The organism is Desulfitobacterium elongatum (assembly GCF_055378975.1).
This window is the reverse complement of sequence record NZ_AP038772.1, coordinates 1,255,609-1,281,886: the sequence shown is the minus strand read 5'-3', so window position 1 is coordinate 1,281,886 and position 26,278 is coordinate 1,255,609. Positions and strand designations below refer to the sequence as shown.

Annotated in this window: 19 protein-coding genes and 1 pseudogene; 2 read left to right on the top strand and 18 right to left on the bottom strand. The window is 43.4% G+C overall.

What is annotated here, in order from left to right; all coding sequences use genetic code 11:
• Positions 1-467: 467 nt before the first annotated feature.
• Positions 468-1,697, top strand: a complete 1,230-nt coding sequence (locus tag ACZ42W_RS05910; protein WP_464169131.1) for a solute carrier family 23 protein — start codon at positions 468-470, stop codon at positions 1,695-1,697.
• A gap of 200 nt (positions 1,698-1,897) precedes the next feature.
• Here the strand turns inward: ACZ42W_RS05910 and ACZ42W_RS05905 are convergent, their stop codons facing one another.
• The 5 genes and pseudogenes from ACZ42W_RS05905 to ACZ42W_RS05885 form a co-directional block, all read right to left on the bottom strand.
• Positions 1,898-3,382 (bottom strand): UbiD family decarboxylase, encoded by a 1,485-nt coding sequence (locus tag ACZ42W_RS05905; protein WP_464169129.1) that lies wholly within the window; start codon positions 3,380-3,382, stop codon positions 1,898-1,900.
• Between the two features lie 210 nt (positions 3,383-3,592).
• Positions 3,593-3,739 (bottom strand): annotated as a pseudogene (locus tag ACZ42W_RS05900) (acyl-CoA synthetase family protein); the annotation flags it as partial.
• 22 nt (positions 3,740-3,761) lie between these two features.
• Positions 3,762-3,956, bottom strand: a complete 195-nt coding sequence (locus tag ACZ42W_RS05895) for a hypothetical protein (protein ID WP_464169127.1) — start codon at positions 3,954-3,956, stop codon at positions 3,762-3,764.
• 936 nt (positions 3,957-4,892) lie between these two features.
• Complete coding sequence (locus tag ACZ42W_RS05890; protein WP_464169125.1) at positions 4,893-5,348, bottom strand: hypothetical protein; 456 nt, start codon at positions 5,346-5,348, stop codon at positions 4,893-4,895.
• A gap of 134 nt (positions 5,349-5,482) precedes the next feature.
• The gene (locus ACZ42W_RS05885) at positions 5,483-6,526 is read right to left on the bottom strand and encodes an RHS repeat-associated core domain-containing protein (RefSeq protein WP_464169123.1); all 1,044 of its coding nucleotides are present in this window, start codon (positions 6,524-6,526) and stop codon (positions 5,483-5,485) included.
• 346 nt (positions 6,527-6,872) lie between these two features.
• Here ACZ42W_RS05885 and ACZ42W_RS05880 point away from each other — a divergent pair, with 346 nt between their 5' ends.
• Entirely contained in the window at positions 6,873-8,405 is a 1,533-nt protein-coding gene (locus ACZ42W_RS05880; protein ID WP_464167084.1) for an IS5 family transposase, read from the top strand.
• Positions 8,406-8,434: 29 nt separating this feature from the next.
• Here ACZ42W_RS05880 and ACZ42W_RS05875 read toward each other — a convergent pair whose 3' ends face one another.
• The 13 genes from ACZ42W_RS05875 to ACZ42W_RS05815 form a co-directional block, all read right to left on the bottom strand.
• Complete coding sequence (locus tag ACZ42W_RS05875; RefSeq protein ID WP_464169121.1) at positions 8,435-8,953, bottom strand: hypothetical protein; 519 nt, start codon at positions 8,951-8,953, stop codon at positions 8,435-8,437.
• 21 nt (positions 8,954-8,974) lie between these two features.
• Positions 8,975-14,851, bottom strand: coding sequence for a DNRLRE domain-containing protein (locus ACZ42W_RS05870; RefSeq protein ID WP_464169119.1), 5,877 nt, complete (start codon positions 14,849-14,851; stop codon positions 8,975-8,977).
• 504 nt (positions 14,852-15,355) lie between these two features.
• The gene (locus tag ACZ42W_RS05865) at positions 15,356-15,748 is read right to left on the bottom strand and encodes an ACT domain-containing protein (RefSeq protein WP_464169117.1); all 393 of its coding nucleotides are present in this window, start codon (positions 15,746-15,748) and stop codon (positions 15,356-15,358) included.
• A gap of 25 nt (positions 15,749-15,773) precedes the next feature.
• Positions 15,774-17,030 carry a phenylacetate--CoA ligase family protein gene (locus ACZ42W_RS05860; RefSeq protein ID WP_464169115.1) on the bottom strand — a complete coding sequence of 419 codons (1,257 nt, stop codon included), beginning with the start codon at positions 17,028-17,030 and terminating at the stop codon, positions 15,774-15,776.
• Between the two features lie 301 nt (positions 17,031-17,331).
• Positions 17,332-18,522 carry a methionine adenosyltransferase gene (gene metK / locus ACZ42W_RS05855; RefSeq protein ID WP_464169113.1) on the bottom strand — a complete coding sequence of 397 codons (1,191 nt, stop codon included), beginning with the start codon at positions 18,520-18,522 and terminating at the stop codon, positions 17,332-17,334.
• 5 nt (positions 18,523-18,527) lie between these two features.
• On the bottom strand, positions 18,528-19,730 hold the full coding sequence (coaBC, locus tag ACZ42W_RS05850; RefSeq protein ID WP_464169111.1) for a bifunctional phosphopantothenoylcysteine decarboxylase/phosphopantothenate--cysteine ligase CoaBC: 1,203 nt from the start codon (positions 19,728-19,730) through the stop codon (positions 18,528-18,530).
• Positions 19,730-19,936 carry a DNA-directed RNA polymerase subunit omega gene (gene rpoZ, locus ACZ42W_RS05845; protein ID WP_464169109.1) on the bottom strand — a complete coding sequence of 69 codons (207 nt, stop codon included), beginning with the start codon at positions 19,934-19,936 and terminating at the stop codon, positions 19,730-19,732. Before rpoZ ends, coaBC begins: the two co-directional genes overlap by 1 nt.
• A gap of 2 nt (positions 19,937-19,938) precedes the next feature.
• Positions 19,939-20,541, bottom strand: coding sequence for a guanylate kinase (gene gmk, locus ACZ42W_RS05840; protein WP_464169108.1), 603 nt, complete (start codon positions 20,539-20,541; stop codon positions 19,939-19,941).
• An 11-nt stretch (positions 20,542-20,552) separates the two neighbouring features.
• Positions 20,553-20,828 carry an extracellular matrix/biofilm regulator RemA gene (gene remA / locus ACZ42W_RS05835; protein WP_464169107.1) on the bottom strand — a complete coding sequence of 92 codons (276 nt, stop codon included), beginning with the start codon at positions 20,826-20,828 and terminating at the stop codon, positions 20,553-20,555.
• Between the two features lie 15 nt (positions 20,829-20,843).
• A complete protein-coding gene (locus ACZ42W_RS05830; protein WP_464170881.1) occupies positions 20,844-21,725 on the bottom strand; it encodes a YicC/YloC family endoribonuclease in 882 nt (293 codons plus the stop codon).
• Between the two features lie 127 nt (positions 21,726-21,852).
• Entirely contained in the window at positions 21,853-22,713 is an 861-nt protein-coding gene (dapF, locus tag ACZ42W_RS05825) for a diaminopimelate epimerase (protein WP_464169106.1), read from the bottom strand.
• 222 nt (positions 22,714-22,935) lie between these two features.
• Positions 22,936-23,133, bottom strand: a complete 198-nt coding sequence (locus ACZ42W_RS05820) for a hypothetical protein (RefSeq protein WP_464169105.1) — start codon at positions 23,131-23,133, stop codon at positions 22,936-22,938.
• A gap of 229 nt (positions 23,134-23,362) precedes the next feature.
• On the bottom strand, positions 23,363-26,104 hold the full coding sequence (locus tag ACZ42W_RS05815; protein WP_464169104.1) for a calcium-transporting P-type ATPase, PMR1-type: 2,742 nt from the start codon (positions 26,102-26,104) through the stop codon (positions 23,363-23,365).
• Between the last annotated feature and the right edge of the window lie 174 nt (positions 26,105-26,278).

Below are 26,278 nucleotides of genomic sequence, written 5' to 3'. Positions count from 1 at the left end.
TTAATAAAATTTTTATGAGTTGCTATTCTTCCTCGTGTGGGCACATTCCTGCTTACCCCTGAAAATGCATTGTTGAAGCCAGTCATCACATTCTGACTAGAATATGCCCAAAGATCACATAATGAAGCAAAAAGTTTTTTCAATAACGAAAATTCTAGCTTTATAAAAAAAGTCTTGCCAAAACAATTTCTCTTATGCTATGCTCTAAGCAAGGTAAATTTACCGTGACCTTTAAGTTAGTCCCGTGAGACTAAGAAGGGAATGGCGGACCATGCATACTTATGTACATGGACACCTCTTTCTTGCTCGCGGGCAAGGAAGAGGTTTTTTGTTTCGCATAGCAGAAAGTATAAGTCACAGGGTGCTTAAGGGCAACCAGCGACTTCCGCTTTCGCAAGCTAACAAGTGCGAAGACAGTGTCTTCGGGCACAAGTCGGGTTTTCTATATGAAAAAAGGAGGCTATCTAATGACTAGAGAAGTTCAGATTCACGAAAAACTCCCCCTTGCCCAAACGATTCCCCTTGGGTTCCAACACGTTTTCGCAATGTTCGGTGCAACCGTTCTAGTCCCCTTTCTAACGGGATTAAGTCCAGCTATTGCACTCCTCTCATCTGGGATCGGAACCATTATCTTCTTACTCTTGACCAAAAGTAAAATCCCTGCTTATCTCGGTTCATCCTTTGCGTACATCGCTGCTCTAACCTATTTTGTTAAAGATCAAAATAATTTGGGCGCTGCAATGGGCGGTGCTCTGGTCATCGGACTCATCTATGTAATTATGTACCTGCTGATGTCAGCCTTCGGGACAGCTTGGATCCATAAGGTCGTTCCCCCAGTTGTCGCAGGTCCGGTTGTTGCGATTATCGGCTTGAGCCTAACCCCAGTTGCCTCAGGTATGGCTGCAAACAACTGGTATATTGCAATCTTTACCTTAGCCATTGCAATTTTCCTCAGTATATATGCCAAAGGTTTCTTGAAAATCATACCTATTCTTTCCGCAATTATAGTGGGTTATATCGCTGCCACTTTCTTTGGTCTCGTTGACTTCGCTCCTATTAAGGCTTCGATGGGACAATTCTTCGCTTTTCCTATCAATTCCTCCACTTGGCACTTGCCCAGCTTCGATAAGACAGCCCTTCTCATGATGGCTCCCCTTGCCTTTGTTACGATCATTGAAGACCTTGGACATATGATCGTCCTTGGCAATGTTACACACTCTGATCCAATCAAAAACCCTGGATTTAATCGAGTCTTGCTTGGAAATGGTTTAGCAACGGCTGTAGCAAGCTTCATAGGCGGGCCTCCGGTAACCACTTATGGAGAAAACATCGGCGTTCTCGCAGTAACTCGCGTCTACAGTTCCTTTAACATCTGGGTAGCAGCTATCATCGCAATTATTCTAAGTTGTGTTAGCCCCCTCCAAGCTTTGATCATGTCGATTCCTCAAGCCGTCATGGGTGGCGTTACCCTCTACCTCTTTGGTATGATCGGTGTAACCGGTCTTCGAACTCTGATTGAAGAGAGAGTAGATTTCTCCGAAACCAAAAACCTCATCATTGCTTCGGTAATCTTCGCTATAGGAATCGGAGTTTCCAGCCATGGTGTCGCTTGGGCAACCCTCGTCGGTATCGTACTCAACCTTGTTCTTCATGAAGAAAAGAAAGAGTCTGCCAAAGGGTCAAAAAATGTAGCTTAAGATTCTAAGCATAGAAATACATCGCCTAGATGCATTCAAACTAATGCTACCTATAAATAAAGCACGCAAGATTTTCTTGTGTGCTTTTTAGCACCTATTTTTAGTGTATCATAAAACTTGATCCACTAAATTAGATACTTCTTCAGGTTTATATTCTGTTTCTTATTTTTCGTAGGCAGCCATACCATTTCTGAACTCTACTATTTTCTAAATAACTCTGGAGCAAATTTATTTGGATCTACATCCTTGAACTTTGCTCTCTCGAATCTATCTTTTAAATGATAGGGTACTGTACAATCGAAAATAGTCTTACAAGTGATACCATGATTCGTAATTAAGGGATTATAAGCAGGATCTTGAGAAGGATCTAAGGGATGACAACGCACGCCCGGAATAAATATTGTATCCATATCACCTTGATAACGTGTGTTTAGAGCCCACATCACATCATTACTATCAAATAGATCGACATCTTCATCGACAATAATCACATGCTTGAGCTCTGGAAATGCGGAGAATGCCAATAACGCTGCTTGTCTTTGACGTCCTTCATCACTGGGCTGGCTCTTCATAAACTGTAAAATAGCCATGTATTTACCACCACCTGAAGAATGAGCATAAACATTTAGTAATTTGCCGGGCATAGCCTTTTCTACCATTTGTAAAATACTTGCTTCGGTTGGGATGCCTGCCAAATTAACGTGCTCTTCGCTCGGTCCAATACATGTTTGCATGATTGGATTGAGTCGATGTGTAATAGCTTTTACTTTAATAACGGGTACTTCAGTAAGTGCTGGCCCTGTATAACCTGGGAATTCTGGCATTGCTTTTCCTGTATTTGTGTTTTGGTCTTCTCGAACACGTACTCCGGGGAGCAATTCACCTTCTATGACATATTCTGCATTAGCAATTGCTTTTTCATTAATTGTCATACACTGAACGAGTTCGACGGCTTCATTTCTGATAGCTCCTGCGATGCTTAATTCATTAAAGCCAAGGGGAGTTGTAGGTGGCTCGAAACACGCAGCAATTTCCAGAGCAGGGTCAACACCTATACTAATAGAGATTGGCAAGGGTTTCCCGGCCTTTTCAGCCTTTTCACGAAATACTCCCAAGTGACGAGCTCCTGGAACAAAGTACATCGAAATCTCATCTTTACTTTGTAAACATAGACGATGGATTGTAACATCCGATTCTCTAGTTTCTGGATCGGAAGCATAACACATACCCATAGTTATGTATGGTCCTGCATCTTCTTCTGTATTCGTTGGTGCAGGAACGAGTTTTCTAATATCAAAGCCTGGCTCATCAGCGTAGTGAATTACCTCTTGACACTTAGCCTTATCTCTAGAAACCGCAATTGGATCAATTGGATTTTTGACAGCTTCATTAAGAAGAAAACCAAGTCGTTCTGGTCTTGTGTCTAGCATTAAGGCTACTCTTTCACGACTTGCAAGAAGTCCAATAATAACTCTTGCAGCATCATGACCCTTGACATTGTTAAATATCATTGCCGGTCCAATTTGTGTTGGACGCATGACTGTTCCGCCTGCACCAACATGACGATATACTCCTGATAATTCAGCATGTGGATCTACGGGTTCATCCGTTTCGATTAACTGACCTGGAACTGTTCTTAGTCGTTCTATCGCTGAACGTAAATCAATCACTTTTACCTTAGTCATTTCTCATTCCCCCTAACATTCCCATCAATGAGACACCAAATGTTTTCCGATCCTCTAGGTGGTCCGTTAACTGTATGTGAAAAACTTATATAATATTTATCCTAAAGTATACTTTTAAATTACAGTGTATAGCTGTGTTGCGGAGCTCGTCCTCTATTAGTCGCTGCAAAGGTTGGCCATGTTAACCTGCAAGAAAATAGTTATATATAGCTATTTTATTTCATTCGGCGACGATCTAAAACTCTTTTCGCATGTCGCCTTGCCTTCACTGCGTGGGATACTCTTCGGTTCAACAAGTTTCACCCTAACAGAAATCCCCAAAATCTCTTCGATACGATCCTGTAGCCTTTCCTGCAATTGCCCTCTCCACGGCATTCTTTTATTGTTTTTCAGGCGTCTCGAGAGTGACCTTATCGTCATCGAGGTAATTTTTGGTTGTAACCCCATTCCCCGTCTTCTGAGACCTAATTCCTTCATCGTTATACTTAAAGGATAAATTGGCCGTTCCTTTAATCATGGATGCGAGCTGTCTTCCCGCTTCCCAAGTGAACGTCGGGTATCTCCTTAATTTCATAGACCCCTGGCTTCCGTGTTCAATTTCAATAAAAAACATTGGCACAAAACCTTTTGGTTGAGAGAAAAAATTAGGAGCAGCTTTCATTAGTTTTTCTAGAATCTTCAGTTCCCTTCCTTGTAGTTCACCTATTACTTTACCAGAAGTTCAACAATTTTTCCTTCGCGATTAAATCTTAAATTGAATTTATCATCTTTCCAATGCAAATACTTGTTCTTACTTAGGTCATAATCTGAATGCCAGGGTTTTTGAACTAACGCTGCTACTGGCGGTAATGTATGGGCACCAGTGTTAGATGAAGACGTTGTAGACCTATAAGGCTCATCTGATACTACATTGTAATCTGCAATACTCTCATGACGTGGATCGCCTCCTATAATTGGACGATAACCATCTGGATCAAATAAATTTACAGGATTGTTTAGACAGTACGAAAACACATTATGACCTAACAGTTCTCCTACTTGTCAACCCTCAGCATCCGCATTTATAAACCTTCCCCTGATCGCTTTTCCATTATAGCTGGTCAGTTGTCCTTCCAGTTGGTATCGGTATAGGAATAGTTAATCGTTGAGGTCGGAGTCCCAAGGGTTCCTGTCGTGTAGGGATAGATTTGCTTTTTCAGGATTTCCCGCCCACATCATAGGTGTAGACAACGGAGCTGTTCGTGATCTGATTATTTTCCCGCTTGAGTTGATTGAGCTCATTTTAATCATAATGAATACTCTTGCCATCACTACACGCGACAGTAACTCATAAAATCAGGAAATCATTTTATATCGTTTCTATAGGGTAGCAAGGGAGCCACCCCTTGAAAGAGATGGCCCCACTTTATCAATTGAAAACATAAGAGCCGGGCCGTTGCCAGACTTGACCCATGTTTGTATGGATGTTTGGTGTTCTGCCAACACTTCACTGAAAAAAGATAAGCTAGTTTTAATTTCCCTTTCCTCGTTTTGTCAAATCTCTCAATTCAGAGGAAACTTGCATCTGATAACGTGTTAACAAGTCTATTAAGAATTTCGTCTCTTCGTTAGAAATCGTTTCTTTGTAAAATAAATTTAACTCTCCTCCTTCACCTACTATTCTCACGAATGAGGGCATTGAATATATAGCTGAAAAAAACATGTTTTCATCAGCCCGACTTAAAAATCTCGGCCCTTTACCTAATTTTAATTGTCCAATCTTTCCTTCAGGTATTTCCTCCACGCTTTCTTGTTTTTTATTACTTTCTAGCATCAAGTCATAAATTAACAGAAAGGCTTTTTCTTTTGGAGTTGCCTCATCCCATTCAATCTTAAAACAGTGATTAGGTTTTTGAAACTTAAAAATCTCATCAGGGACTGAAAAAACCACATCTTTAATTTTTTGATATAAATCCTTATCATTCATTTTTATCACCTATTCTCATAAAGTTTACGGCAACGGAATTGCCCATCTCGCAGGAAATATCCTTAAATCCTCTGAAACTATCCAATAAGTTGCAAGTCCTCCTCCAGTCAATCCCAAATCTGTCGGAGAAAATCTCACTCCCGAGGGCGAAAACTTACCTCTTGGCCCCTTTCCTTTCCTTTCCTTACAAACCCATCTGGATATACGTTATCATAGCCTCCGTTAGGATACTGGACATCCCAGTGTTCTCCACCATGAGCATTTGGATGGCCTGCAGGGACAGGTACCCAAACATTACCCGATCTGTCTGGCCAACCGACTTGACCATTTGGGGCTTTTGTTGGTTCTACTGCACCCTTAGTTTTAGGAGACTTATACCCAGATGAACTAGGCGGAGGGGTATCATGCGATACTAATGAAGAGTTCGAATTATCGGCTAAGACTAATCCTCCTTGACTATCCATTCCATCCGAACCATAATCATACGCTACTGGTACTGGGTCAGGTATGCCTAATAAGTCCAACATTAAATCCAATAATTCAACCCAAAAGTGTCCAGTAGGGTCTACTCTGTTAATGGGATTATTTCCACAATAAGCAAATACATTGTGACTTAATAAATCTCCAACTGTTCCGGCCAAGTCATCAGCATTTATAAACCGACCCCAATCTGGATTATAATACCTACTCTGCAGATAATACAACCCGGTCTCGGCATCATATCTGTACCCTCTATACAGATACGGATTCTTTACTCCAACAGTGCTGGCGAGAGTTCCCGTGGTTGAGATCAGTTTACCCCAGCTATCGTAGGAATACATAACGACCTCAGCCCCCGAAGCATCCCAAAGGCCAGTAATATCACCCTGGGCATTCCGGATATAGAAGTACTCCGCACCGTTTAGGTTCATACTAACAAGGTCTCCAGCACTATCATAACTGTAATAGATCTTATCCGAACCCTTTTCTTCGAGAGTGACCTTATCCCCATTGAGATAATATTTGGTGGTGACTCCGTTGACGGTTTTCTGAGTTCTTATCCCGGCGTCGTTATACTTAAAGGATAGATTGCTCGTCCCCTTGACCATGGAGGCCAGCTGTCTTCCTGCTTCCCAAGTATAGGTCCATCCATCATAGGTTTTGGGATTGCCGATCGTAGAAACACGGGGATAATTCAAAGGATTTAGCTTGACAAAAAAACCGTCCCTGTTTCACTCTTAAAAAATGTGTTTTTTAACCCCCTTATTTTGGCTTGGAAAAACGAAAATTGGGCTAGGGTCACTATAAATTTCAGATGGGCTAAACTGTCAATGAAATAAAGAAATCGCTTCCCAACTCCGACAGAGAAGTTGAGAAGCGACAAGATGCCTTCATTATAAAACAAATAACTAATTACTTACTTAGGGCTTGCTAAAATCTCAAAAAATCCTTATTTTACAAGGGTTTGAGGGCGTTTTTGTCGAATATATGTGCATGGAAAAACAATTTTACCTCTAAAAAACCTTGCACATGGAGGCTGAAAAGATGTACCGAAAGCCCGATCCGCAAATTACAATCGATGATTTCATTCTACCCTTCTCGGGTAAGCTCAGTGCCGAGAATCGTTGGGTAAAATTGGCTAAAATTATCCCCTGGGATGAAATCGAGGAAGAATACGCTTTTATGTTTCCCAGTGATCGAGGGAATGTGGCTAAACCTGTCCGCATGGCTCTTGGATCGTTAATAATACAGGCCCGTTGTGGCTATACCGACCGCGAAGCGGTGCAACAGATCACGGAGAACCCCTATCTGCAATACTTCATTGGTCTGAAGGAATATCAGTTAACCCAACCCTTTACCCCTGTTGCGATGGTTAAATTTCGTAAACGCTTCAATGCCAAACGGTTAGCTAAAATCAACGAGCGTATCATGGCCGTCGAAACGGCACTAAAAGCAGCACAAAGCGAAAAACGGGAAGACCACGACGACAACGACAATGATCCTCAAGGCGGATCCGGTCAAGTGATTCCAGCTGAGCCTGTCGAAAGCAGGGCTGAAAACGAGGAGAGCTCGGAGAATACTACAGAAGATAGACCTAACCAAGGAACGTTAATTCTCGATGCAACCTGCACCCCTGCCGACGTTCGATTTCCAACAGACTTGGGTTTATTGAATGAAGCCAGAGAAAAACTTGATGAAATCGTTGATACACTTCATAGCGCCAATGGAAAAGAACAGAGAAGACCCAGAACCTATCGTGAGAAAGCTCGGAAAGACTATTTGAATGTTTCCAAACAAAAGAGTCCCCAAAAAAACCAACTCCGAAAAGCCATTAGGAAACAATTGCAATACGCAAGACGGAACCTGAGAATTGTCGACCGAATGCTCCAAGAATCAGCTGCAGGAATCGAGCAGTTAAGCAAGCGACACCAAAAACTACTCACCACGATTCGAACGTTACTTGATCAGCAAGGCAAGATGTACAAAACAAAGATTCACCGAGTAGAAGATCGTATCGTAAACCTCTATCAACCGCATGTGAGACCCATCGTCCGAGGTAAAGCCGGAGCAGCAGTAGAGTTTGGAGCCAAGGTAGCCATCAGTCTTGAAAACGGATACAGCCGAATAGAGAAACTGTCCTGGGATCCCTTTAACGAAGCAAACACCCTGATTCAAAGCTTAGAGGGCTACAAGAGTCGAAATGGCTGTTATCCAGAGGCAGTTCTAGCCGACCGCATCTATAGAAATCGAGAGAATTTGGCCTATTGCAAAAAACATGGGATCCGACTCAGTGGACCGAAACTTGGCAGACCGATCGCGAAAGCCTTGATAAAGAAAGCAGAAAAGAGAATCGAAAGACAAGATGCCAGCGAACGGAATGCAGTTGAAGGCAAGTTTGGTGAAGGGAAAAGGAAATATGGACTCGCTCGAATCGCTGCAAAGCTAGAAGAAACAGCAGAGAGCATGATTGCTATGCAATTCTTGGTGATGAACTTAGAGCATAAGCTCAGAGTTCTTTTTGTCCAAATTTTGAGCTGGATGTTTTGGAAAGATAATGACATAATTTTGGCTAATTGAAATCAAAATCAGGGTTTGGCTAGCAAGCCCTACTTACTTTTCGCTGAACTAATGAAATTGACTGATTCCTTTGAAATAAAAACGTTTTTGTTAGCAAAGTGGACCAGAATCGTGGCTCCAGATGCAAAAAGGATTTCGTGAGATAAGACATTTGTGTTAACATCCAAGAACTCCATATATCCGAGGTCATCAAATCCCCTTTGATAATTATAAGGAGTTTTTTCTTCTACGAAATTTATACCTATTTTACTCACCTTTTTATAGGTAAGTGTCCAAACCTCTTCCATGTTGGTTAAAATTACACTAACAGTGATTGGATTAGGTTGTCCAAAATCCTTATGAGGAATTTGGATCTCTTTGAGATTATAGTCGTGAAAAGATTTTTTCGAGAAGATATCGAAGGTCTTTTTAGAGAATCTACCCTTTAAAGATTTAAACCTTATAGAGTATGCTTCTTTATTTCTATTCCATTGCTCCTGCGCTAACATTTTTGTATTATAATCCTCAGAATTTATTCTAGTCCAAAGCTCGTCGGTAAAATATTGCATTTATCATCCACCTCCTAGATATTATGGGAAAATAAGAATTGGTGCGGTCATCGGTATCGTTATCGTTGTTGGCACTGATAATGGTAGTGGGAAAAACAGGAATGGAGTTCGAGACCCGCCATCAAACTGAATAGGGGTGATTTTGGGGTTCCAATCCCAACCTGTTTTTCTCTTCAATTCTTCTAAGACTTTCCTTGGTGGTTGTCCAGGACTGTTCTTACCTTTGTCATGAACGCTTCCATCAGCATTTTGAGCCCATTGTTTTCCTTTGCCATAAACGTGCATGTGTTTCTGGACTTCTTCAGATTGAGTATCTTCTCTTGATTCCCATCCTCTTCCTAAATCAGTTATCTTCGAAAATACATAATTTGAACTTTGTCCCCCCGTATTCGGTGTAGGCCTATATGGTTCATCCGATATTGCATTATAATCAGCAAGACTTTCTATATCTCCTCCTATATTAGCACCAATTATTGGGCGATGACCATTGGGGTCAACAAGATTTACAGGATTATTCTTACAATACGCAAAAACGTTATGGGAGAGTAATTCGCCAACTGTTCCCCCTTCAGCATCGGCATTAATAAACCTTCCCCACTCCGGATTATAATACCTGCTCTGCAGATAATACAACCCAATCTCAGCATCATACCTATACCCTCTATACAAATACGGATTCTTTGCTCCTACCGTGTTTGCAAGAGTTCCTGTAGTTGAAATCAGTCTTCCCCAACTATCATAAGAATACTTAACAACTTCATTCCCGGAGCCGTCCCAAAGCCCTGTTATATCCCCTTGGGCATTGCGGATATAATAGTACTCGACTCCGTTAAGGTTCATGCTTACAAGGTCGCCTGTAGAATCATAGGTGTAATAGATCTTATCCGTACCGTTATCCTCAAGGGTTACTTCGTCCCCGTTTAGGTAATATTTTGTGGTTACTCCGTTAACGGTCTTTTGGGTTCTTATCCCTGAATCGTTATACTTAAAAGTTAAGCTTTGCCCAGTCTTCACCATTGAAGCGAGCTGTCTGCCTGCTTCCCAGGTATATGTCCAGCCATCATAGGTCAAGGGGTTGCCGATAGCATCATAGGTTATCGCTTTACCATCATAACTTGTTAGCTTATCTTTCCAGTTCGTGTCACTGTAAGCATAGTTAATCGTTGAGGTTGGTGTCCCTAGAGTTCCTGTGGTATAGGGATAAATTTCTTTTTTGAGGATATTTCCGCCTGTATCATAGGTATAGACGATGGTGTTATTTATTACTTGACTATCTTCTCGTTTTAGTTCATTGAGCTCATTATATTCATAATGAATAGTCTTGCTGTCGCCATCCGTGATATCGGTAATATTTCCGTTAGCATCATAGGCATAGGTGATGGTTTTACCGTTTATTGTTTCGGTAGCGATCTTGCTTGTCGTGGAACCGGGAGTGCTTCCATCCTTATAGGAGTACATTGTAGTACGGGTTACGGTTCCGATCGTGATGGTCTTAGTCGTTAATCTGCCAACCTTCGGATCATAAGCAAAAGCTATCTTGATACCGGATTGACCTGGTCTGGAGTAGTTGACTTCTGTAAGGCGGTTATCCTTATCATAGGCGTAGCTTGTGGCGTAGGATACTCCGCCAATCACCTCGGTGAAGGTAGTTTGGTTATTATTCTTATCGTACCCATAATCTTTTAAATTGCCCTGAGAATCATTAACTTTGACTAATCGATCTGCAAGATCATAAACATAGCGATAACTAAGGCCGTTCATTAAATCTTCTTCATAACCTAAATTTCCGCTTCCATCATATAGGTACTTGAATTTGACCGTGCCATCATACTTTTTCGCTATTGCCCGATCCAAGGTATCGTAATCGAAACCAACCTTTTGCCCGTTTCCATACGTGGATTCTTTCAAAATCCCGGTATTCCTTGAATTATAGGTTTCATACACGTTGGTAACCAGGGATTGGGTTCCGACTTTAACAGATGTGTTGTTCCCAAGGGAATCGTAATCAAAGGTATAGGTCACCTGGTCGTTGTTGTTCTTGATCGTTTTAACTCGATCATTTTCATAGGTGTAGCCGTTGGCTACGGTTTGGCCATCCGCTGTTTTTGAGGCCGATGTTAACGTATCATTGTTCGGATTATAAGCATATGATGTGATTTGATTCTTAGCATCGGTGAATGTGTCCAGATTACCTTTCGTCTGGTTATAATTATACCTTACGGTATTCCCTTCACTATCCGTTAGAGTCTCGATATAGTTCCCATTGGGGGTATAGGTAGCTGTTGCCTGATTAAATAGCGTACTATCGCCGACCTTAGTAGTAAGGGGGTTGCCGTAGCTGTCATAATCAAAGAAATAGACCACATTTTCAGCTGAAGTGGCTGTTTTAACATTGTGGTTGGTGTCATAGGTATAATTATACTGGTTCCCTTTCGGATCAATAGCCTTTGATACATCGTTATTCGTGTATTCAAAGGTTGAATTTTGGTTTGCAAGTTCAACCGTCGATATCACGTTTCCGTTGTTATCATAGGTATAACTCTGGCCAAACTCTTCTTTATACAATTGCAACCCGTCAAAATAGGCGGTATTGGCTTCGTTGTAGTAGAGCAAATAATACGTGATGCTGTGATACGGACCTGAAGCTAGGAATTTCTTCGCTGCATACTGCCAGTCTGAAGAATCCTCATTAAATTGTACAACTTGCCACTGAGTCGTCCCATTATCTAAATTGATACCGATATCTAAAGCAAAATATCTTCCACTTCCATTATTTAAAGGAACTGAGGCTCCTTTACCCCAGCCACCAACAACGATAACCTCGTCTTTTGAACCGGATACATTGACCGTCTGAGCATAATATTTGGTGTTGTCTGCCACTCCGTTTAATCTTACGGATCTTGACCCAAACGCTTTCTCGATATCGACAGACGTGTCATTGGCATCATACGCTCCACCAATTCCCCAAAATAAAGGGATTCCTGTGTCCAATTCAAAACTTGGATTCTCTAGTAAATTATACCGATTAGCGATAGTACCTTCTTCAAGCTGGAGATTGTCAAAATAAGCAGTCCCCGTTTCCTCAATGATTCCTGCTCGTAGATAGACCGTTGTGGAAATGGCATCAGCAGGAAGGGTAAAGGAAATTTCTAACCGGTTAAATCCGGCAGATCCATTGAGATAGCTGCTCTCTTTTGTATACCAATTACCGACACCATCCTGATAGTTTACAAAAAGTGCAGCACCCTTATTATTTGTACTGGAGACATTACTTGCTTTGACGTATCCCGAAAAAGTATAGGTTTTTCCTTTTTCAAGGCTCAATGCCTGATTGAAAAACTGCCTCGACGTGTTATTGGTTTTATTTACCTTCAATGATTGGTTGCCAATATATTTGTCTTCTGTTGTAAAGCTTCCAGTTCCCGTCGATCCAGTCCAATAATCGGCATTCCAGTACCCACTGGTCTCGATGTTATGGTTTTTGAGAAGGTTAATCACCGTCTTCTGCAGTTTGGACTCCAGGGAAAGCTTATTTACGGTGTTGCCGCTACCATACTCAAAATATTTGGCGTAACCGTCGGCATCCTTGACGTTGATCGTATTTCCGCTGTTATTAAACTGGTACGTGTTCTTTCTTCCCTTAACATCGGTGAAGAACGTCGAATTGTAACCGTAAGAAATATTAAGTTCATTTCCTAAAGTTCCATTCACATGGGTTTCAAGAATTTTACTCACCCGATATGGAGATGCACTATAATACTCGTAGGTTATTTTATACCCGTTGTTATAGTTGGCGCTGGTAAGTTTGTTTGAGGCATCATAGCTGTATTTCGTCGTCGCGCCATCAGGGTAAGTGATGGTATCAAGTTGAACTCCATTATAGGAAAAACTCGTTCTTCGGCCTGCTGGATCGATAATTCCAATCAAATATCCTTCCGGTGTAAGGTCGAGGGTTGTTATTCTTCCTGCTCCATCGGTGATGGTTTTTAGATTTATCCCATCATAACTTAAACTTAAGGCATTCCCGTTGGAATCGATAATCTTGAGCAGATACCCTCCGGCAACAAACTCTAACTGGTTGTTCTTTTTGTCTTTTATAACATAAGAGGCATCCGGATTTTTGGTCAGTGTGTATTCTGTCGGGTTTAGTTCGTCAACAATGGCACCCCTTGAGGAATCATATTTGTAGTAGTGTTTGGTGCCATCCTCATCGGTATAAATATAATATTGAATGCCGCTAATGGTCTGTTCCTCTATCCTTTGATTCAAGTTCAGTCTCCAACCAGGGCCGTACTTGATGTCTTTATCCTTGTCATTGCTGTTATAAACATGCTTCAGAGAAACGGGCATTCGGTTTCCATTCATGGATAAATCATTATGGGTGAATATCAAATTTCCGTTATAGTCATTGACATATCCTGTTCCGGCTCTCCCCACATCCTGCGAATGATAGGTCCAATAACTTTCCAGTCCCGAATTATTGATATAGGATAATACTACGGTAGCCCGCAATGCTGTGTATTCGCTACTGGTATTGGCCGAAACATATTCGGTATAACCGATGGAAGCTTCATCATTGTTTTTTAGCATTAGACCATAGTTGCTTCCGGTTGTATACCAATCCTTGACAATACTCGTCACATTCCAGCCATAACTTACTCCGGTGTCTTTAACAAATTGGTAATCCACTACTTTAGAATCATAAGGTTTTTTAGTATTCCAAGTTATTAAGCTTCCGCTCCAATCTTCCAGAACTTTATGCACATTAACCTGTCTAGCCGCCGAATTTGGCGTCAACAGATTCATGTATAGATAAGCATCGATAACCATATCCGATGTTGTTAAACCAGGAAGATTAAATTTAATATAGGTACGATGAACTCCGCCTGTAGAATTTCCGGTTTTTAACATATAGCTATTTTCAAAATTATCATTTGCTAAAGCAGAAGTTACATGATTATCCGTAATGTTTGTTGTTTCAAGACTTGTCTGAAGGGTCGGATCAAGAACAACGGGATAGGCCCGGTCCGCACTTCTCAGCCATTCCTGATCAGGCTCCAGTTTGAGTTTATAACCGTTTACTGCAGGCTCCAGTGTTACTCTAATATTTCTGCTTTCCTGTTTTTTGGCATCATACATATAGGGCGCATCGATTTTAAACACTGGATTAGACAAGTTCTTAGCATCATAAAATACAATGCTGTTATCTTCAAGCAGTTTTGGCACTAGCCCCTTTGAGTTTAGATTAAAGACAAAGGAAGGGTTGTCCACTTTTTCCTTAATGATGATATTTTCTTTTAGCTCCTCAGGGTTTACTAAATACTGTAGGTCGATATTGGGGTTTATGTCGATAAAATTCACTTCTGAGGAAATTTTCGTCAGGGTTCTTTTTTTGTCATTTTCTGATAATCCATTAAGTAATGTCTGATCTAGCGGTTTTACCTGGGAAACGACACTTTGGGCACCCTCAAGGCTCCAGGATACTTCATAACCGTCCTTTTGAATTCTGGCGAGTTTACTTGAACTGGAGTTTTTGGCAATTTTGACTTTATACTCATTATCTTTGTTTTCGAGGACTTGATTATTTTCATCGTCTTGGCCATCCACTAAGGTATTATCGATATCCTGCCATTTGCCATCTTTTAGGTAATGGACAGCGAAAGGAAAAATGTCTGCCTCAAAGGTTGAGTCGTCCTTTTTAAATTGCTTAATATTTTTGTCTCTTTTTTCAACAACTTCGCCTATGATTTTTCCCTCTGGTTTAACTGTATCATTAACGTAGGGAGGGTCAATTACGGGGGAATCTGTGATCAGCGTTGCAAGGGATTGTACGGGGAATAAATTGATCATGAGCGTAGTAACCAGTAAGACAGCAAGTATTTTAAGGTGTCTTTTCACTATGTAATCCTCCCACTAAAAAATTAGATTATTGACCTTAAAAATCATCCTATTGATCTTTTACAGAGCCAAACTTGAAAGAGGCGCAACGGCTAAAAACATGATACTGAAGACTGAAGATGGATAGTACGTGGTGCGTCTTTACATGAAGAATTCCCCTTTCAAATAGTGATAAGTGTGTGATGGATTTGTGATGGATTTGTGATGGATTTGTGATGGATTTGTGATGGATAATTCGATCTCTTTCGACGTATACCCTTCTTTTGTATGATATGTAAGTTATCCCTCGATATATAATAAAATAGCATTTAAACCATATTGATCCAGTTTGAAGTAGGCAACATCACAAAAGAATACTTATGCTGGGCACGCGAAAGAGTCCACTATATTCTTGCAGTGTCTGAAATACTAACCTAGAAGTAAGTCCCTAGATTAACGAAAAACTTAATGCCACAAGATAAAGCACGCAAGAATTTCATCTTGCGTGCTTTATCTTGTGGCATCTTATTTACTTAGCGACTCCATGGCCTCAGCCATCACTTGATCATCCCTTACGCGCAAGACAACCTGTGCTTGTTCATTGGCCTTTTCGACAAAGGCATACATATATTCCACAATAACCCCTTCCTGAACCAGTAGATTCAGGACCCCCGCCAAGCCTCCCGCTTGATCGGGAACCTTAAGCACCCATACAGAGGCTAAAGCAACCACACACTCGCGCTCTTTAAGCTGAGCAGCCACCTTATCCGGTTCATCGACAATAATTCGTAATACCCCGTAATCCTTCGTATCTGCAAGGGATAAGGCTCTCAAATTTACCTTCAAGTCTGCAAGAACATTTAATACCTCTGCTAAACGCCCCTTGGAGTTTTCCAGGAAGATCGAAAGCTGTAGCATCCAAATTCCCCCTTTCACCACTATCTTATTTCATTTGACGACGATCTAAAACGCGTTTTGCCTTGCCTTCACTGCGGGGGATACTCTTCGGTTCAACAAATTTCACCCGCACAGAGATTCCAAGGATTTCTTCAATGCGATCCTGAAGTCGTTCCTGTAGCTGCTCAAGCGCTCTCACTTCATCAAAGGAACTATTCGGATTCACCTCAACCCACACTTCAAGCTGATCGAGCGTCCCCACGCGATCAACCACAAGAAGATAATGGGGCTCCACACCGCCTACAGCGAGAATAGCTTCCTCCACCTGGCTTGGGAAGACATTGACTCCACGAATAATAAGCATATCATCCACCCGGGCAGATACTCTGTCCATCGTCCAACCCTCATGTCCACAGGCACATGAACCATATCTTAAAGTTGTTAAATCCTTAGTACGATAGCGTACGACAGGGAAAGCTTGTTTCTCTAGACTCGTTAATATCAGTTCTCCACGCTCTCCCTCAGCAAGGGGTTGCCCCTCTGCATCTAATACTTCCGGATAAAAATGTTCATCAATATGTAAATGGCCCTCAGTGCATTCCAACGCAACACCTGGCCCCATGACCTCACTTAACCCATAGATATCGTAGGCCTTTATTCCCAGGCGTGCCTCGATCTCCTCACGCATTCCTTCCGTCCATGGCTCGGCCCCGAAAATTCCTATCCTTAGCTTTAATTCGTCCCGCTTAACCCCTGCCTCCTCCAGGCTCTCAGCTAAATATAAGGCATACGAAGGAGTACAGGCGAGTACTGTTGTCCCAAAATCCCGCATGAGCATCAGCTGGCGCTGGGTATTTCCCCCTGAGATCGGAACGACCAGGGCTCCCAGCTCTTCACATCCATAATGTAAACCCATTCCCCCGGTAAAAAGTCCATACCCGTAGGCAATTTGTACGATATCCTGGGTGGTTACTCCAGCACGACTTAACCCATTTGCGACAATCCTTGACCATAACTGTATATCCTCGCGGGTATAGCCCACAACCGTAGGTTTGCCCGTCGTTCCGGAAGATGCATGGAGCCGAACGATCTTCTCTAAAGGCTCCGCAAAAAGTCCGAATGGGTAATTTAGCCTTAAATCTTCCTTACTTAGTAAAGGAAGTCTTTCAAAATCTTCATAAGACTGAATATCCTCTGCAGCGTATATCCCGACATCCTTCAATTTTTCTTGGTAGTACGGAATCGTCAAGACACGTTCTACTGTTCTTCGCAATTGGGATAAAACCATTTCCCGCGAAACCATGATGAAGCCCCCCCTCAATTCGTTTAACTCTCTTTACTATTATATTACAGTTTCAAATTATCTTATCTGTTTATGTTGTAAAAGTCAATCACTCCTCGTCTGAAATATTTAAGGGTACCCAATTATGTAAACCAAGGGGACAGGTACATCGTTTCAGTTCTTTCCTGAAGCAGTGTAACTGTCCCCTCTTTTCCGGCGTTACGTCGCGAGAGCTTGTTAGAACAAAAAGAAACGAGGGGACAGGTACGTTGTTTCAGGTTCTGTACCTGAGACAACGTACCTGTCCCCTCGTTCAAAGGCCTCACAGGCCAGCTTGCTTCCGAAGGGGTTCTGCCTTATCGATTTTTTCCCAAGGGAGATCGAGATCTGTACGACCAAAGTGACCATAAGCAGCCGTTTGGCGATAGATCGGACGGCGGAGATCCAGACTCTTAATAATGCCAGCGGGACGAAGATCGAAATTCTTATTGACGAGTTCAACGATCTTCTCGTCATCTATTTTCGCCGTTCCAAAGGTCTCGACTGAAACGGAGACCGGATGGGCAACCCCGATAGCATAGGCCAACTGGATTTCACAACGATCTGCCAAGCCAGCAGCTACTATGTTCTTTGCGACATAACGTGCAGCATAAGCAGCAGAGCGGTCAACCTTTGTGGGATCCTTTCCTGAGAAAGCACCGCCGCCATGACGAGCCATCCCACCATAAGTATCCACGATGATCTTACGTCCAGTTAAACCGGCGTCCCCTTGTGGTCCACCGATAACGAAACGACCGGTTGGGTTAATGAAGTAGCGAGTTTTCTCATCGAGTAGTTCAGCAGGAACCACAGGTAATACGACATGCTCGAGAAGGTCCCGACGGATTTGCTCCTGGGAAACTTCCGGATGATGCTGAGTAGAGATAACAATCGTATCAATTCGGACAGGACGATTATCCACATATTCAACGGTAACTTGAGTCTTTCCATCTGGTCGGAGGAAATCAAGAAGTTCTGATTTTCGGACTTCGCTTAAGCGACGTGATAAACGATGGGCAAGATCGATCGGAAGAGGCATGAAGCTTTCTGTTTCGTTCGTTGCATAACCAAACATCATTCCTTGGTCGCCAGCACCGATGGATTCGATCTCATCCTCGGACATTTCTCCATTTTTATCTTCAAGGGATCTATCAACACCCAAGGCGATATCTGCGGATTGCTCCCCGATCGAAGTCAGGACAGCACAGGTATCTGCATCAAAACCATACTTAGCACGGGTATACCCGATTTCGCGGATAGTCTTCCGTACAGTATGAGGAATATCCACATAACAATTTGTGGTGATCTCACCACTGACCAGAACTAAGCCTGTGGTCACAGAGGTTTCACAAGCAACACGAGCATTTGGGTCTTTAGCGAAGATGGCATCTAAAATTGCGTCAGAAATCTGGTCACAAATTTTATCAGGATGTCCCTCGGTTACGGACTCAGAAGTAAACAATTTTCTTACCAATTAAGTCACTCCTTTTCCCTGATCAAGCCAGAAACTTCGTGTACGAGTTGCTGAGCTATCTCAAGCTTGTTCATTAGTGGTAAATCTATTCTTCTTCCATCAGGAAAAAGAAAGCTAACGATATTTGTGAGACTACCGAATCCGGCCCCGGGTTTCGTCACATCATTTGCAACAAGCATGTCCACATTTTTACGTTGCATTTTTTCTTGAGCATGGGTAAGCAAGTTTTCTGTCTCTGCTGCAAATCCGACAAGCACCTGTTTCTCTTTTTGCTTACCTAATTCCGCGAGAATATCCGGATTAGGGATAAGTTCAACAAGAAGGCTAGTCCCTTTCTTTTTGATCTTCTGCTCAGAGCTTTCCTTGGGGCGATAATCAGCGACCGCAGCCGCTTTCACAACAATATCGACCTTGGGGAACTCTTCCATGACAGCCTCATACATTTCATGAGCAGTCATGACAGAAATGCGTTTTACCCCGGAGGGCGTTGGCAGATCTGTGGGAGCAGCAATCAAAATGGTATCAGCACCCGCTTCGTGCAGTGCCTCCGCAACGGCAAAGCCCATCCGTCCTGAGGAGCGATTCCCCAGATAACGAACGGGATCAAGCGGTTCTTGTGTTCCGCCAGCAGTTACGAGGGCCCTTTTTCCCTTCAGCGTAAGCGAACGAGCAAAATAATTATGAAGCGTCTCGACAAGCTCTACAGGCTCGCTCATTCGTCCATCTCCATCTGTACCACACGCCTGAAAACCCGTAGCTGGGCCGATGACCCTAACAGAGCGCCCGCGCAAACGAGCTAAATTCTCCTGGGTTGTAGGGTGATGATACATGGCATGGTTCATAGCCGGAGCCACAAAGATTGGAGCCCTAGTAGCAAGAAGAACTGTCGAAAGAAAGTCATCAGCAATTCCCACTGACATTTTGGCCAGAAGATTCGCAGTAGCCGGCGCAACCAGCACCGCATCAACGGCTTCAGCAAGTGCAATGTGTTCAACATTCCATTGTTTAGGTTCTTCAAACATTTCTACATAGACGGGATTTGTGGAAAGACTTCTTAGAGTTAAGGGAGCAATGAATTCTGTTGCCCCCTTAGTCATCGCAACATAAACGGTTGCCCCCAGCTTACGGAGACGACTCACCACTTCTGCTGATTTATACGCGGCGATTCCACCGGATACCCCTACTAATATTTTCTTGCCGCGCAACATTACTTAATGCCCTCGCTGGTCCGCTCAAAACGGTATTTCCCATTAGCAATCTCGTCCAAAGCCACGCTTACTGGCTTTACACCGTTTGAATTCTCTTCAAACTCTGAATCTTCCATGAGCGCACGGGCTCTTTTTGCTGCAGCTACAACAAGCGTATACTTGCTATCTACCTTGCTTAATAAGATATCAAGGGAAGGTTGTTTCATCTTTACACCCCCTGGAACTCCACTGGTTTTCTTTTCACACGACACTTTTCGGCAATAAGAATACTTTTTAGCTTATCCACCGCGACTGGAATTTCGTCATTAACGACGACATAATCGTACTCTGAAACGTATTCCAGCTCTTGAGCAGCGGTTTCTAACCTCTTACGAATGACTTCCTCAGACTCCGTTCCTCGCTTGTGAATTCGCTCAGAGAGCGCATCCATAGATGGAGGAACAACAAATATAAATACCCCTTGGGAAAAACGTTTCTTAACTTGCAAGGCTCCCTGTATTTCGATTTCTAGAATCACATCATACCCGGCCTCGATGGCCTGCTCTACTGCAAATAGAGGAGTTCCATAATAATTCTCACAAAACTCCGCCCACTCCAAAAGTTGATCTTTCTCGATCATGGTTTGAAACTCTTCCCGGCTCCGAAAAAAATAATGTAATCCATCGACTTCACCGGGACGAGGTTGGCGCGTCGTCGCAGATACGGAATACTTTACCTGGGGCATCTGACGAAGTAGCTCCTGGCAAAGAGTTCCCTTTCCTGCCCCGGAAGGACCGGACAGAATAATTAACAATCCATGATGTTGTTCCACGTTTTACCCCCTTAATCTGCTGGGTCTTCAGCGTGGTTACTGGTTTCTTTTGCAGACAAGCGATGTGCCACGGTCTCAGGCTGGACAGCCGAAAGAATAACATGGTGGCTGTCACAAATGATGACTGCGCGAGTTCTTCGACCATACGTCGCATCGATTAGCATCCCCGCATCTCGTGCTTCTTGGATGATACGTTTGATGGGGGCTGACTCAGGGCTTACAATGGAGATGATACGGTTGGCAGAGACAATATTGCCAAACCCGATGTTAATAAGCTTGATATCCAAAATTTAACCCTCCAGTTATTCAAGATTTTGAACTTGTTCCCTGATCTTCTCTAATTCACTCTTCATCTGAACAACAAGTTGTGAGATATTTAGGTTATTTGCCTTCGAACCAATCGTGTTGATCTCCCGATTCATCTCTTGGACGAGGAAATCAAGCTTGCGGCCAACCGCTTCAGTACTCTTGAGTGCTTCCTGACATTGATCACTATGGCTTTGAAGTCTTACCAGTTCCTCTGTGATCGAAACCCGATCTGCGAAGAAAGCAACTTCATTAGCCAATCTGGCCTCATCCAGAATTGCATTATCCCCAAGTAGAACCTGAATTCTTTCCTGCAATCGGCTTTGGTAATCTGCCACTACAGTTTCAGAATACCCAGCAATCTCATCCTTCGCATTCATTATTGTATGTAAACGGTTCAAAAGGTCTTCAGCTAATCTTTCCCCTTCAACCTGGCGCATCTGCACAAATCCATGAAGTGCATCCGTCACCGCACGACTTAAAGGTTCCCACAGCAGTTCGAAATCCGTTTCCGGATCTTCCACGGAGAAAACTTCAGGTAATGCTGCCAAACGGTAAATATCCGTCTCATAAGGCGTTTTTAGGGCAATAGCTAGTTCCTTCAGTGTCTTATCATACGACAGCGCTAAATCTTTGTCAAGCTTCGCCAATCTCTTTTTTTCTTCATTTTCCTTTGCATTGATAAAAACGTCTATCCGCCCACGCTGAATCTTTCCCTGGAGAATTTTACGGATTCTTTCTTCCAATACATTAAGGTTACGTGGCATCCGCACCGAGACTTCAAAAAAGCGATGATTAACCGCTTTCAACTCAACCGTAAAGTGATATCCATGCCCCGAGGCTTCTCCCCGACCAAAACCCGTCATGCTGTTTGCCATTTCCGAGCCCAACTTTCTTCCTTCTTATTATATCTTCTATTATATATACCCTATTTTCTTAAAATCAAATAATCTTTTTTAACAAGAAACCCGGACGAATCCGGGTTTCCTGCTCTTTCATCTGAACTTAATTTAACTGGTCTTCTAAAAGAACCCCTTTGAATACGTAAGTTGCTGGGCCTGTCATGTATACGCGATTGTCTTCTCCCCACTCGATCAGGAGATCCCCGCCTGGTAAATGCACAGTAACTTTCCGATCCGTTTTTCCATTGAGAACGGTTGCTACCGCAGAGGCACAGGCACCCGTTCCACAGGCTAAAGTAGGGCCCGCTCCACGTTCCCAAACCTTCATCGTTAACTCTGTACGAGAATTCACCCGGATAAATTCGACATTCGTCTTTCTCGGAAAAAGAGGATGCTTCTCGATAGCAGGACCTAATCGTTCAAAGTCAAGCTTCTCATAATCATCGACGAAGATGACACAATGAGGATTGCCCATAGACACCGCCGTAAATTCGAATTCTTGTCCCTCTACCTCAAGTTTGGTACCGATAACCGGCTCACCTTCAGCCAATACTGGAATCAAGTTGGGCTTAAGTATCGGTTCTCCCATATCGACACGGACCCCTGATACCTTATCCCCTTCAATATTGAGTTGCAAGGTGAGAATCCCTGCTAAAGTTTCCACCCGTATTGATTTTTTCTTAACATATCCCTTATCAAAGATATAGCGGGCAAAACATCGAATTCCATTCCCACACATCTCTGGCTCTGAGCCATCTAAATTGAAAATCCGCATTCTCGCATCTGCGCCTTCTGAGGGGAGCACTACAATTAAACCATCCCCACCCACACCGAATTGACGGTGGCAAAGTTTGCGTGCAAGTTCCGGATAAGCTCCTTCTGGCTGCTCTGCTATAGTTTGCTTATGAAAAAGGTCAAGAAAAACAAAATCATTCCCCAGGCCATGCATTTTTATGATTTCCATACTGATTTAGTACCCCCTATTAAAAATCCTTTAGCCGAAGACTAACCGCCTCTACTTCCCTAGATAAGATCAACGTGACTTTCGTTGATGCTAAAACTCTATCTGAAGTAAGCGTTCCTTCATCCTATGAATCATCTCAAACAAAGGATACAACGGTCGAATCCTTAGGTCAACTTTACTCTCATTCTCATATTGCTAACAAGGGGCTCCTGCTGACCTCTCTTAGGGCAGTGGCGGGACTGTTATTAACCCAGGGACTGCATAATAGGCTGCAATAGCAATGAAAACGACAATGAGCGCTAATTTAAATATCTTTTTAACGATCAGCGTTAAAGCGGCAATTGCCAAAAGTCCCACGACTACAAATTGAATTGCCCCAATATTGTCTGTAAGGATAGAACCGATAAACATCTGGAACATAGTGCGCCTCCCCTAATACTCAAAAGCCTAATTTATTTCTATAAGTGTCTCTTTGGAGCAAAACACCTTACTCCGAAATAGTAATTCTGCATATCTTCTTAAATTCCTTTTATAGGGTCTTCACTAATCCTTGAAAATATCAGACAATTATCTTCTTCTCTTTAATTTATAATTTAAACCCCGCACCACTCGTTACTTTACAGTGTTGCGGGGTTGATAGATTGGAAGTTTATTTTCCTCCGACTATAGAGGATTGAGCTCCCCAGGTGCTCCGAGCCAAGCGGTATAGCCCGATCAGAACAGATGGACCACCGGCAACGAGCAGGATAAGTCCCCATTGCCAGCCGAGTAGTGCTGTTGTTTTGAAGATAGCTTGAAGCGACGGAAGATAGATGACACTGAGTTGCATAATCGTCGAGGTCGCGACTGCAGCCACTAAATAGGGATTCGAGAAAATTCCAACTTCGAAAATCCCCCGACTTTCCGATTTACAGTCAAATACATGGAAGAGTTGGGAGAAAACCAGAGTGCTAAACGCCATCGTACGTGCTGCAAGCATATTGACCCCTATAAAGAGCGCTGCGACAAAGACAAAGAGTGTACCCAGTCCAATGATCGTACCGCGGATTCCAATTTTACGCGCCAGCCCGCGTGAAAAAATACTTTCACTAGGGGCTCTCGGTGTACGATTCATAATATCCTTATCCATCCCATCGACCCCCAAGGCCATTGCCGGTAACCCATCGGTTACTAGGTTGACCCAAAGAATCTGGATGGCCAAAAGGGGTAAGGGTAACCCGAATAAAGCCGCTAAGAACATCGTTAGGACTTCTCCTAAGTTACAGGAGAGTAAGTAGCGAATAAATTTACGGATATTATCATAGATAGCTCGACCTTCTTCTACTGCTGCCACAATGGTAGCAAAGTTATCATCTGCCAGTACCATCGCCGAGGCTTCCTTCGTCACATCTGTTCCCGTCTTACCCATTGAGATTCCAATATCCGCCTCTTTGACCGCGGGTGCATCATTGACTCCATCCCCAGTCATAGCCACGACTTGGTTGTTCTTCTTCAAAGCCCGAACGATACGCAACTTATCCTTCGGAGTTACTCGGGCGTAGACGGAGATATCCATAACTTCCTCATTCAATTCCTCATCGGACATCCGCTCAAGTTCTTTACCTGTAAGAATTCCCTTGGAATTCCCCTGAAGAATCCCTAATTCATGGGCTACAGCTTCAGCAGTTAAGCGATGATCTCCTGTGATCATGACTGGCTTTATTCCAGCACGCCGACAAACTTGGATCGCTTTTGCGGCACTCGCTCGCGGAGGATCAATCATCCCCATGAGTCCCACGAAGACGAGATTCTCTTCGACCCTCTCGTCTGTCCTTTCATTCTCACGAAGAGGTTTTTCTGCAAGTGCCAGGACTCGAAGAGCCTTTCTTGCCATTTCATCATTTGCCCTTAGGATGGCACGACGACGAACGTCATTAAGTTCAACGACTCCCTCTGAGCTAAGTTCACTCTTACAGAGTTGAAGGATCACATCAAGAGCCCCTTTGACATACGCGTTCTTGCCCTGCTTCCCTTGATAAATGACACTCATCCGCTTGCGATCCGAATCAAAAGGAATTTCCCCGATACGCTCTTCCTTCCGCTCGAGGGTCTCCCTCCAAATTCCCGCCTTTGCCGCAGCAACGAGAAGTGCACCTTCTGTAGGGTCCCCCTCAACTCCCCAAGGAGAATCCTTACTTGCCGATCGGAACATTCCGGCGACTTGTACCCCTTTCCGAGTGAGGGACGAGTTATTACATAAAGCGGCAACCTTCAAGGCCACCTGCAGGGGGCCTTTCTCCTTCGTCGGGTCCCCACCGTGGAACTCACCCTTAGGATCATAACCCTGCCCTGTAAGAGAGACCATCCGTCCATCGGTATAGATCTGTCTTACTGTCATCTCATTTTGCGTTAACGTTCCAGTTTTATCTGAACAAATCACAGTAGCACAGCCTAACGTCTCAACCGCCGGAAGCTTACGGACAATAGCCTTACGTTTGACCATCCGTTGGACCCCTACTGCCAGGGCGACGGTGACAATGGCAGGTAATCCTTCTGGGATAGCTGCAACGGCTAAAGAGACCCCCGCGAGGAACATCTTATAAAAGCCCTCACCACGCCAAACTCCAGTGAGAACGACGATAGCACAAACTGCAATACTGATCACGACGAGATATTTGCCAAGTTGAGCTAAGCGTTTTTGAAGGGGAGTTTCCTCTTCCTCCACACTTTGAATCATCCCAGCGATGACTCCCATCTCTGTATCCATCCCCGTAGCAACGACTACTCCCGCCCCACGTCCATTGACAAGAGCTGTTCCCATATAGCCCATATTGATTCGATCTGCCATCGGGGTCAACTCATCTGTCAAGGGTGGAACGCGCTTTCCTACAGGGTGAGACTCCCCGGTGAGGGCAGATTCTTCCACTTCTACATTCACCGCTTGGATCCATCGGATATCTGCTGGAATCCGATCCCCCGCTTCTAAGAGGACGATATCCCCCGGCACAAGATCTGCTGCGGGAATTCGACTCTCCATCCCATCCCTCAGGACACGGGCCTCCGGCGCAGTTAGTGATCTCAAGGATTCAATCGAGCGTTCAGCACGGTACTCCTGTATAAACCCTAAGATAGCATTCACAATAAGGATAGCCATAATGGTCACCGCATCGGCAATCTCTCCTAATAGTGCGGAGACAATCGTTGCTGCTAAGAGAACGAGCACCATGAAATCCTTGAATTGACCCAAGAATAGAAAAACTGGATGCACTCCCTTTTTAGTCTCAAGAATATTCTTCCCAACCTCACTGAGTCGACGATTCACCTCCCTAAGGCTAAGCCCTTTACCGGGATGCACCTCCAAGGCCTTAGCCACGTCGAGCCAAGGCAATACATGCCACGCTTGCTGCCGCATTCTTCTTCGTCCTCCTTTGAACATCAGGTACAACCTTTTTGTACATGCTTATTCATGAGGGAAAAGAAAAATGCCCAACATTTGTGATATACTATGGACAATCTAACTTACACTGTAGAATAAACTTGATGTGGATTTGAGTACATTGATTCACATTTTAAGGAGCGGTTGATT

What these genes read in the sequence shown, in the direction of transcription:
- ACZ42W_RS05910 (WP_464169131.1), top strand. Translation starts at nt 468, where the DNA reads ATGACTAGAGAAGTTCAGATTCACGAAAAACTCCCCCTTGCCCAAACG.
- ACZ42W_RS05905 (WP_464169129.1), bottom strand. Translation starts at nt 3,382, where the DNA reads ATGACTAAGGTAAAAGTGATTGATTTACGTTCAGCGATAGAACGACTA.
- ACZ42W_RS05895 (WP_464169127.1), bottom strand. Translation starts at nt 3,956, where the DNA reads ATGAAATTAAGGAGATACCCGACGTTCACTTGGGAAGCGGGAAGACAG.
- ACZ42W_RS05890 (WP_464169125.1), bottom strand. Translation starts at nt 5,348, where the DNA reads ATGAATGATAAGGATTTATATCAAAAAATTAAAGATGTGGTTTTTTCA.
- ACZ42W_RS05880 (WP_464167084.1), top strand. Translation starts at nt 6,873, where the DNA reads ATGTACCGAAAGCCCGATCCGCAAATTACAATCGATGATTTCATTCTA.
- ACZ42W_RS05875 (WP_464169121.1), bottom strand. Translation starts at nt 8,953, where the DNA reads ATGCAATATTTTACCGACGAGCTTTGGACTAGAATAAATTCTGAGGAT.
- ACZ42W_RS05865 (WP_464169117.1), bottom strand. Translation starts at nt 15,748, where the DNA reads ATGCTACAGCTTTCGATCTTCCTGGAAAACTCCAAGGGGCGTTTAGCA.
- ACZ42W_RS05860 (WP_464169115.1), bottom strand. Translation starts at nt 17,030, where the DNA reads ATGGTTTCGCGGGAAATGGTTTTATCCCAATTGCGAAGAACAGTAGAA.
- coaBC (WP_464169111.1), bottom strand. Translation starts at nt 19,730, where the DNA reads ATGTTGCGCGGCAAGAAAATATTAGTAGGGGTATCCGGTGGAATCGCC.
- rpoZ (WP_464169109.1), bottom strand. Translation starts at nt 19,936, where the DNA reads ATGAAACAACCTTCCCTTGATATCTTATTAAGCAAGGTAGATAGCAAG.
- ACZ42W_RS05830 (WP_464170881.1), bottom strand. Translation starts at nt 21,725, where the DNA reads ATGGCAAACAGCATGACGGGTTTTGGTCGGGGAGAAGCCTCGGGGCAT.
- dapF (WP_464169106.1), bottom strand. Translation starts at nt 22,713, where the DNA reads ATGGAAATCATAAAAATGCATGGCCTGGGGAATGATTTTGTTTTTCTT.
- ACZ42W_RS05820 (WP_464169105.1), bottom strand. Translation starts at nt 23,133, where the DNA reads ATGTTCCAGATGTTTATCGGTTCTATCCTTACAGACAATATTGGGGCA.
- ACZ42W_RS05815 (WP_464169104.1), bottom strand. Translation starts at nt 26,104, where the DNA reads ATGCGGCAGCAAGCGTGGCATGTATTGCCTTGGCTCGACGTGGCTAAG.